General features: G+C 68.1%; 8 protein-coding genes and 1 pseudogene. 7 read left to right on the top strand and 2 right to left on the bottom strand.

What is annotated here, in order from left to right:
* Window positions 1-199: 199 nt before the first annotated feature.
* On the top strand, window positions 200-922 hold the full coding sequence (locus ACQCSX_RS01525; protein WP_427017358.1) for an HAD family hydrolase: 723 nt from the start codon (window positions 200-202) through the stop codon (window positions 920-922).
* A complete protein-coding gene (locus ACQCSX_RS01520) occupies window positions 919-3,333 on the top strand; it encodes a glycoside hydrolase family 65 protein (RefSeq protein WP_427017357.1) in 2,415 nt (804 codons plus the stop codon). Before ACQCSX_RS01525 ends, ACQCSX_RS01520 begins: the two co-directional genes overlap by 4 nt.
* Window positions 3,334-3,545: 212 nt before the next feature.
* Here the strand turns inward: ACQCSX_RS01520 and ACQCSX_RS01515 are convergent, their stop codons facing one another.
* Together ACQCSX_RS01515 and ACQCSX_RS01510 are read right to left on the bottom strand one after the other, a co-directional pair.
* Window positions 3,546-3,761, bottom strand: coding sequence for a hypothetical protein (locus ACQCSX_RS01515; RefSeq protein WP_427017356.1), 216 nt, complete (start codon window positions 3,759-3,761; stop codon window positions 3,546-3,548).
* Window positions 3,745-4,266, bottom strand: coding sequence for a universal stress protein (locus tag ACQCSX_RS01510; protein WP_427017355.1), 522 nt, complete (start codon window positions 4,264-4,266; stop codon window positions 3,745-3,747). Before ACQCSX_RS01510 ends, ACQCSX_RS01515 begins: the two co-directional genes overlap by 17 nt.
* 126 nt (window positions 4,267-4,392) lie before the next feature.
* Between ACQCSX_RS01510 and ACQCSX_RS01505 the strand changes: the two genes are divergently transcribed.
* The 5 genes and pseudogenes from ACQCSX_RS01505 to ACQCSX_RS01485 all read left to right on the top strand — a co-directional run bounded on the left by ACQCSX_RS01505 (window position 4,393) and on the right by ACQCSX_RS01485 (window position 9,480).
* Complete coding sequence (locus ACQCSX_RS01505) at window positions 4,393-5,727, top strand: APC family permease (protein WP_427017354.1); 1,335 nt, start codon at window positions 4,393-4,395, stop codon at window positions 5,725-5,727.
* Between the two features lie 109 nt (window positions 5,728-5,836).
* Window positions 5,837-6,421, top strand: a complete 585-nt coding sequence (locus ACQCSX_RS01500) for an FAD-dependent oxidoreductase (RefSeq protein WP_427017353.1) — start codon at window positions 5,837-5,839, stop codon at window positions 6,419-6,421.
* Between the two features lie 902 nt (window positions 6,422-7,323).
* A pseudogene (locus tag ACQCSX_RS01495) lies at window positions 7,324-8,220 on the top strand (HAD-IC family P-type ATPase); the annotation flags it as partial.
* A gap of 74 nt (window positions 8,221-8,294) precedes the next feature.
* Window positions 8,295-8,771, top strand: a complete 477-nt coding sequence (locus tag ACQCSX_RS01490; protein WP_427017352.1) for a hypothetical protein — start codon at window positions 8,295-8,297, stop codon at window positions 8,769-8,771.
* A gap of 106 nt (window positions 8,772-8,877) precedes the next feature.
* A complete protein-coding gene (locus tag ACQCSX_RS01485) occupies window positions 8,878-9,480 on the top strand; it encodes a DUF305 domain-containing protein (protein ID WP_427017351.1) in 603 nt (200 codons plus the stop codon).
* Window positions 9,481-9,528 lie beyond the last annotated feature (48 nt).

Raw genomic sequence — 9,528 nt, 5'->3', positions numbered from 1 at the left:
CAGACGGAAGGACTCTCATGACGACACGACATACGTTGTTCGCGATGCGCAAAGGCCAGATGAGCCAGCGGCAGTGCCTTCTACTCGCCGGCGCGGCCATGGAGGCCAGCGCGACGACGTGTTTGTCTGACGCGGGGCCAGCATGACACCCGCCCCGGAGACACCGGTGGCCGCGGTTTCAGTGGGGTTGCCGACGACGATGCTTGCATGCCTGTTCGATCTGGATGGTGTGCTGACCGCCACAGCGACAGTTCACGCGGCAGCGTGGCAGGAGATGTTCGACGCCTACCTGGAATCGCGGGCGCGGCAGCTCGGGACACCGTTCGTTCCGTTCGACCCGGCCGCGGACTATGACACTTACGTTGACGGCAAGTCCCGGGCTGATGGCACGGCCTCGTTTCTGGCCTCCCGCGGCATCGAGCTGTCGGCAGGCGGCCCGGACGATCAGGCCGGAGCGGAGACGGTCACTGCGCTGGGCAGGATTAAGAATGACATTTTGGTCCGTCGGATCCGCCACGACGGTGTGCAGGCTTACGCAGGGTCGGTACGCTACGTGCGGGCGGCTCGTACCGCTGGGCTGCGTACCGCGGTGGTTTCTTCCAGCGCCAACTGCGACCAGGTGCTCCGAGCCGCCGGTATAACTGAGTTGTTCGAGGCCCGCATCGACGGTCTCAGCCTGCAGGCCGAGGGGCTGGCGGGTAAACCCGCGCCGGACAGCTACCTGGCGGCGGCCCGGGCGCTGGGCGTGGCGCCCGGGCGGGCGGCGGTGTTTGAGGATGCCCTCTCCGGTGTGCAGGCAGGGCGAGCAGGCGGGTTCGGGTTCGTGGTGGGCGTGGACCGGGTCGGGCAGTCCCGCGCGCTGCGCGCCGCGGGCGCCGACATCGTCGTGGCCGACCTGGCCGAGCTGCTGGACCGGACGTGATCAGCCACCCGGCTTACGCGGTCGAGCCGTGGTCGCTGCGCGAGACCGGTCTTGACCTCGATGTGTTGGCGCAGAGCGAGTCGCTGTTTGCGTTGTCCAACGGGCATCTCGGTTGGCGCGGAAACCTGGACGAAGGGGAGCCGCACGGGCTGCCCGGTTCGTACCTGAACGGTGTGTACGAGTCGCGGCCGATGCCCTACGCCGAGGCCGGATACGGCTACCCCGAAGCGGGGCAGACTGTCATCGACGTCACCAACGGCAAGCTGATCCGGCTGCTGGTCGATGATCATCCCTTCGACATCCGTTACGGGCAACTGCTCTCCCACGAACGGGTACTGGACTTCCGGACCGGACTGCTCACTCGTGAGGTGCGGTGGGTGTCTCCAGGAGGGCGGGCGGTGCGGGTGCATTCACGGCGGCTGGTGTCGCTGGTGCAGCGGGCGGTGGCCGCGATTTGCTACGAAGTCGAAGCCCTCGACCACCAGGTGCGGGTCGTTCTGCAGTCCGAGCTGGTCGCCAACGAGGCGTTGCCTCCCAGCGGCAGCGACCCGCGGGAGGCAGCCTGGTTGTGGGCGCCGCTGGTGTCCGAGCAGCACGCCTGCGCGGGCACGAACGGACTGCTGCTGCACCACACCGCCGTCAGCGGACTCCGGGTGGGAGCGGGAATGACACACGACATCCACGCCCCAGCCCCGGTGGGCCTGGACCCGATGAATCCGGTCTCGGGGGGTCCGGCTTCGGTGCGGATTGTCGCGGAGAGCACGCCGGATCTGGCGCGGGTGACACTCACTGCGACCCTGCAGCCAGGGCAGCGGCTGCGGCTGGTCAAGTTCGTCGCCTACGGCTGGTCGTCGGTTCGTTCACAACCGGCGGTCGCCGATCAGGTCGCCGCCGCCCTCACTGCCGCGGGGCAGAGCGGGTGGGACGGGTTGGTGGCCGAGCAGCGCGCCTATCTGGATGAGTTCTGGTCCCGTGCCGACGTTGCACTCGACGGTGATGCCGAGGTGCAGCAGGCGGTGCGGTTTGCGCTGTTTCACCTGCTGCAAGCCGGCGCGCGGGCCGAGGGGCGGGCGATCCCGGCCAAGGGCTTGACCGGCCCCGGCTATGACGGGCACGCGTTCTGGGACACGGAGACCTACGTGCTGCAAGTGCTCACCTACACCGCGCCGCAGGCCGCGCGCGACGCGCTGGCGTGGCGGCACTCGATCCTGCCCCAGGCGCGCGAGCGGGCGGCCCAGCTCGGTCTGGCCGGGGCGGTGTTTCCGTGGCGCACGATTGCCGGACATGAATGTTCCGGCTACTGGCCGGCCGGGACGGCGGCCTTCCACCTGGGCGCCGACATCGCCGACGCGGTGGTGCGCTACCTTCACGCCACCGGCGATGTGGCCTTCGAGCGTGATATTGGGCTGGAGCTGCTGGCCCAGACGGCGCGGTTGTGGTGCTCTCTGGGGCACTATGACGCACGGGGCGGGTTTCGTATCGACGGGGTGACCGGCCCCGACGAGTATTCGGCTGTGGCCGATAACAACGTCTACACCAACCTCATGGCACGGCACAATCTTGTCTGCGCGGCCGACGCCGCCAAGCGACACCCCGACCGGGCGCGTCTCCTTGGCATCGACGCCGGGGAGGTCACTGCGTGGCGTGCCGCGGCGCGCTCCATGGTCATCTGCTACGACCACGACCTTGGCGTGCATCCCCAGGCCGAGGGATTCACCAGCCACGCTAGCTGGGACTTCGCTGCCACGACCGACGAGCAGTACCCGCTGCTGCTGCACGTGCCCTACTTCGACCTCTACCGCAAACAGGTCGTCAAACAGGCCGACCTGGTGCTGGCGATGCACCTGCGCGGTGAGGCATTCACCCCCGCGCAAAAGGCCCGCAACTTCGCCTACTACGAAGCCATCACAGTGCGTGACTCCTCCCTATCGGCCTGCACCCAGGCGGTGCTGGCCGCCGAGACCGGCCATCTGGAACTGGCCTACGACTACCTGACCGAGGCCGCCCTGATGGACCTGCACGACCTCGAGTACAACACCCGCGACGGCCTGCACGCAGCGTCGCTCGCCGGGACCTGGATCGCGCTCGTCCCCGGGCTGGCCGGGCTGCGTGAACGCGATGGCACCCTCGCCTTCACCCCCCACCTCCCCGCCGGCATTACACGTTTGACTGTCGCCCTTTGCGTGCGCGACCGGCGACTGAGCGTGGAGATCACCCCGCACACCACGACCTACCGTCTGCACGACGGCGACCCGCTGCGGCTCCTGCACGACGGCACCCCACTCACCGTGACCTGCGCGACCCCGGTCACCCGGCCCACCCCTGCGACGCCGGACCACCACGAACCGACCCGCGGAGCCCCGACCCAGCCACGCGGCCGGGCTCCGGCACGCCGGCGACCCGACCTATAATGGCCGCGACCACCGGCAGCGGCGGCCACGGCCTTGACCCGTCCACCGCCCCGGACGGGCTGCCCTGTCCACGAGGCCGACGGGTCACCCCCAACCAACCACAACAGCCATCCATCCGGCCCGGAAACCAGACAGCGCACGTCGACAGGCCAACCACGGATGACGACCTTCACTTCGTCCAACAGTCGTCGGCGCGTCAATCCCCCCCCGGGTCAGTCGCCCGAGGGCGCCTCGGACATGACCTCCCGGACCTCGATCCACTTGTACAGCGGCTGCCCGCCAGTACCGGGCTCGGAGGAAACGTAGACCGCGAGCTCGACGGCGCACTCATGCGATTCGACTTCGATCGTGTACCAGCCCGCCACGAGATCGCCGGTCTCGGACAGCGGACCGTCGGCGGTCACGGGCGCGTCACTTTCCAAGGGCAAGTACCCAAGGGTCAGGCAACGGCTTCCCGGCCCCTGGCTTCACGCCTCCGTTGGTCTTGGGCCGGGCAACCAGGACAGCACACGGTGCATGGTGGATGACCTGGCTCGTGACCGAGCCCAGGTGCAGACCGGGGAATCCGCCATGCCCCCGGGAACCAACGACGATGAGATCCGCGTCCTGGGCGGCAGCAAGTATCGCCGATGCCGGGGAATGATCATGAACGACGTGCCCGGTGGCAACCACTCCCCCGGCGGCTGCACTCTCCAATGCCCCGGCCTGGACAGTTTCCGCGATGCGTCGAGGGGAATCTTCGGCCGCGATCTCACCGGCCGCCGTTTCCAGCACGGCCGGATACCACGACATCGGATGGCTGCTCCAGGCCGTGATCAGGCGGAGCTGCCCGTTGCGCTGGCGGGCCTCCTCCACCGCCCAGCTCAGTGCCGTCTGGGAATGCTCGGATCCATCAAAACCAACCACAATCACCAATGGGCTGCTACCGGTCATTAGTCTTCCCTTTCAACGGCGTCTATAGGCATCCTAGACCCACCGGCCTTAACGGTTCAGCGGTGGTGCTAGGGTCGGCGCAGGCACGAAAACCTGCCATCGCTGGCAGAGAAATGGGTGCACGAGATGACCAGCGGACCTCCCACACCGAAGGCGCCCTTCCATCCCAGGACGGCCGCGCACCGGGACAAGGGACTGGGAAAGCTGCGCCTGCGCGATGCGGTGGCGATGGCGGTCGGAGGCATGATCGGCGGCGGCATCTTCAGCGTCCTGGGCGTGACCGTCGCACTGGCCGGACACGCCGCCGTGGGAAGCTTCATCATCGGTGGGGCCATCGCCATGGTGACCGCACATTCCTTCGCAGCCCTCTCCGCCCGCGCCGGACGCTCCGGCGGCCTCTTCGTCTACCTGCACAATGCCGGGTACCCGCGCACCGGCTCCTACATCGCCTGGCTGCTCATGTTCGGCTATCTGATCGCGTTGGCGGTCTATGGTTTCACTTTCGGCCACTACGCAGCACACGTGTTCGGTCTACCGGGAGCATTCGCGAACGGATTCGCGATCCTGATCCTGCTGGCGTTTCTGGGCATCAACCTGCGCGGGGTGGGCGCATCGGCGCTCTCGGAAGACCTGGTCGTCCTGATCAAGGTCGCGGTGCTGGCCCTGATCGCGGCCATCGGCTTGGTGCATTTCTCCCCGGAGCGGCTTGCCCCGTTGGCTGACAAGGGTCTGGGCAGCGTCATCGTCGCATCGGCATCGATCTTCGTCGCCTACGAGGGGTTCGAGCTGCTTTCCTACGACTACGATGACCTCGTGCGGCCGGCCTGGACGCTGCCGCGGGCACTCTACCTCTCGGTCGCGATCGTTACGCTGGTCTACGTCACCGTCACGATCGGCTCCCAAATGCTGGTCAGCGACGGCGTGATCGTCGCGCAGAAGGAAGTGGCCTTCGCTGCGGCCGGCCAGGCGGCGCTGGGGACCGCAGGGTACTGGATCGCGAGTCTGGGGGCACTGCTGGCAGCGAGCTCGGCGATCAACGCCACCTTGTTCTCCACGGCGCGCCAGATGCACGAGATCGCGCTGGCGCACGAGCTGCCGGCCGTGTTCGCCACCACCCGGGCCGGCCTGCCCGTCACCGCGCTGGTATTCTTGGCCGTGTTCGGTGCCGCGTTCGCCATGCTGCCGGACATCACTGCCCTGCTGACGTTCGGATCGGCGGTCTTCCTGGCCGTTTTCGGAGCCACGAACCTGCTCGCCGCCCGGGTCCTGGCCGGGTTCTGGCCCCGGCTGGTCAGCAGTGCCGGGTTCCTGGCCTGTCTGGGCGCACTGGCCGTGCTGGTGGCCCAGCTCATCCTCCACGACCAGGCCACGCTGCTGCTCATCGGAGTGTCGCTGGCGTCCGTCTCAGCCCTGCGGCTCGCCTTTATCTGGCACCAGCACCGCGGGCGGCAGAGGGCGTAGCATCCACCCACCCTACGGCCCGGCCCTGGCCGCGCACCGGCCGGGCTTCCGCAGCCGAGGGGGCTGTTGGATACTGGGTGCACCACTAGGTAGGAAGCCGGGCACGCTCATGAGGGCCATCGTTGTTGGGGCGGGTATCGCGGGTCTGGTCACGGCCCGACAGCTCGGGCTCGCCGGGTGGGATGTGGTCTTGGTGGAGGGGTCGCCTGGCCTGCGCGCGGCGGGCTACATGATGGATTTCTTTGGCCCCGGCGTCGAAGCGTCGGAGCGGATCGGCCTGTACCCGCCCCTGGCCGCCGTAGCCTACCGGGTGGACGCGGCCGAGTACGTCGACACGGGCGGACGGGTGACCTCGCGCCTGGACTACGAACGGTTCGCCCGGATTGCAGGCGGAAAGGTGCTCAGCCTCATGCGCCCGGACCTGGAACTTGCAGCGCTGGAAGCGCTCGAGGACGTACCCGCGGGCCGGGTGCGGGTCCGGTATGGTGCACGGGTGCGCAGGGCCTGGGCGGACGGGCAAGCCACGTGGCCGGGAAATTGCAGAGGGGGCAGAGGTCCGAGGCCGTTATGTCGAAGGCAATTACGGCGAGGCCGGCACTGGGGCCGGCCGCCGCGCTGGCGGCGGCGAGGGCCAATACACCGAAGGCGATTATGGTACGGCCGGGAGCGAGGGAGCACTGCACGCTCCAACTGACCAAGACACCGAACAAGCCGGACATTTCGTGGAGGCCGGCAACGGCACCGCCGGAACGGTTCAAGGCTGAACTGCAGAGACGGAAATCGGTCAATACGCCGAAGGAGGCTACTGGCCGGACGGAACCGTTGGCCCCCAACAAGTGAGCGGACATAAGAGCGGAGCAGACACGGAGTAACAGCACAACCGGTCTGAAGGCGCCAACGCGACCCTCATAGGTTCCGGGAGAGCGTTCTCAATGGAATCATTGTGCCTGATCCGCAGTTGGCCCCGTTATACGGTTGCGATCGTTTGAGTTCCCGCTCAAGGATCGGCGCACCCACCAGCACGCGGCACAAATCTCAACGGCCCCGACCAAGCGCGTCAGCCTAGGCCGATCAGCGAAAAAATTGACAAGGTCGCGCCACGGCTGTGGCCCGTAGATCCACGTCTTCAAGTGTTCGGTCGGGACCAGCAGTGCCAATGCCCCGTCACCGATCATCGCCACAGCCACCAAGTCGACGATGCGGCGCCAGGATGAACCACTATTGCTATGCATTCAGTCAAATTACCTCTGTGGGCGGGCACTGTCTACGGCCCGCGTTGATATCAAAGATGCCCGCATAGCTGCTATCGAGGAATCATTTGAGAATGCCCGCACAGCGGCACGTCTGCTGGGGTGGTAACCGCTGGCCCGGCACTGTGAGCCATGGAGCAATCGAAACGCGAACGCAGAGCCGTCACGAAGACCACCTCCCTCCGCTATGCCCGGCCGGACCGGGCCGCCAAAGAAGACCATCCTGGACGAGCTGTGCGCCCAAATGCAGTGGCACCGCGACCATGCGCGGCGGCAGACCCTGGTGCTCAAACAGGCCAAGCCCCGCCCGCCGCGGCCCCCGACCTATAGGGTGGTGGCCGTCGAGGGCGTGACAACCGATGAGCTGCTGGCCCTGGCCGGCGCCGTCGAGTCCGACAGCGAACACCCCGTGGCCCGCGCCATCCTGGCCGCCGCCCGCCACACCGGCAGCCCGGCCTTGGAAGCCACGGACTTCCGGTCACTGACCGGCCGCGGCGTCCGGGCCACCGTCGGCGGATCCAACGTCGCCGTGGGCGGGCCGGCCCTGCTCACTGAGCTCCAGCTGGCCGAGCCGGAGCCCATCAGCGCGTCGACGACGGCGTGGATGGACCGGGGCGCGGCCGTGCTGCACGTGATCCGGGATGGGGCCGTGATCGGCGCCGTTGCGCTGGAGGACGAGGTCCGCGACGAATCCAGGCAGGCCGTCCAGGCACTCCAGCGCCGGGGCATCGCGGTGGCGATGATCACCGGCGACGCCCGCCAGGTCGCCGCCGCCGTGGCCGCCGAACTGCACATCGATGAGGTCTTCGCCGAGGTCCTGCCCCAGGACAAGGACCAGAAGGTCGCCGAGCTGCAGGCCCGCGGCCTGAAGGTCGCCATGGTCGGCGACGGCGTCAACGACGCACCCGCCCTGGCCCGGGCCGAGGTCGGCATTGCGATTGGGGCAGGAACGGACGTGGCGATGGAATCGGCGGGGGTGGTGCTGGCCGGCAACGACCCCCGGGCCGTCCTGTCGACGGTGGACCTGTCCCGGGCCAGCTACCGCAAGATGTGGCAGAACCTGGTGTGGGCCACCGGCTACAACATCATTTCCGTCCCGCTGGCCGCCGGCGTGCTGGCCTTCGCCGGCGTCGTGCTCTCCCCCGCGGCCGGGGCCGTCCTCATGTCCGCCTCCACCATCGTGGTGGCCCTGAACGCCCAGCTCCTGCGGCGCCTCACACTCAACCCGGCCGACGTGCACTGACACCGGCCCTGTGCGTGCCCGGAGCATGCACCGGTAGAATGCACACCAACCCCACCCACGGAAAGGACCCGTCGATGCGCAGCACCCTTGAGATGCCCGGCATCGGATCCTTCCTGCGGTGGGCCGGCCTCCTGGCGGCCGTGCTGGCCATCATTGGCGGGCTTCTGGGCATGCACGTCATGGGCGGGGCCCAGATGGTGTCGATGGGACCGGCGGCCATGGGAAGCCCGGCCACCGCGCCCGACATGGCCGTGTCCACCCCCGTCGCTGCGCACCACACGTCGGCCGAAACCCCTGCAGCCGGCCCGGCCAAGCCGGACCAGAACCAGTCTCCGGCCATGTGCGGCTGCTCTCCCGCCTGTCCCGGTTCGATGGACCTGCACGGGGCATGCGTCCCCTCGGTGGCTCCGGCCACCCCGGCCCCCCCGCTCCCCGGCACATTCACCCGCGTCTCCGCCTGGACGGCCTTCACCGGCACGCCCAGTCCCAACACCCGGGGCCGGGCGCCCGACGGCCCGTCACTGGCCCAGCTCTCGATCAGCCGAACATAAACCGATGCCCGGGCCGCCACCTTGTGGCAGGCCCCCATCGACACGCACCCCAAACAGGGAGTGCCGGCTACCTATCGAGACCCTTTTTAGTGAAGGACTGTTCCCTATGAAGAAATTTCTGCCCCTCTCCGCCACCGCTGCTGCGGCCATGATCGCCCTGGCCGGGTGCTCCACAAGCACTGATGGTGGTTCCATGCCGGGCATGGACCACGGCGGCTCAACCACCTCCAGCACCCAGGCACCCGTTAGCGGCGGGGACCACAATTCCGCCGACACGATGTTCGCCCAGGCCATGATCCCGCATCACGCCCAGGCGGTGGAGATGAGCGACATCATGCTCGCCAAGACCGGCCTCGACGCGAAAATCACCACCCTGGCCAAGGACATCAAGGCCGCCCAAGGCCCGGAAATCCGAAAGATGACCGGCTGGCTCACCGGCTGGTCCGAGCCCACCGCCATGGCCGGCAACCACGGCATGAACGGCATGATGACCGGCGCCGATATGGACAAACTCACAGCAGCGCAGGGCACCGGGGCAAGCAAGCTGTTCCTCTCCCAGATGATCGCCCACCACGAAGGCGCCGTCGAGATGGCGAAGTCCGAGGCCACCGGCGGCAAGAACGCCGACGCCCTCGCCCTGGCCAAGAGCATCGCCTCCAGCCAGGAATCCGAAATCAAGGACATGAAGGCCCTGCTGGCCACCCTCTAGCAGCCGGCCCCTTCCCCCAGTGGTGGTGGCCCGGACCCGTGCCGGGCC

This window comes from Pseudarthrobacter sp. P1 (genome assembly GCF_050156935.1).
Classification (GTDB): domain Bacteria; phylum Actinomycetota; class Actinomycetes; order Actinomycetales; family Micrococcaceae; genus Specibacter.
The sequence above is the reverse complement of the archived record's forward strand: the minus strand, read 5'-3'. Positions and strand labels throughout refer to the sequence as shown.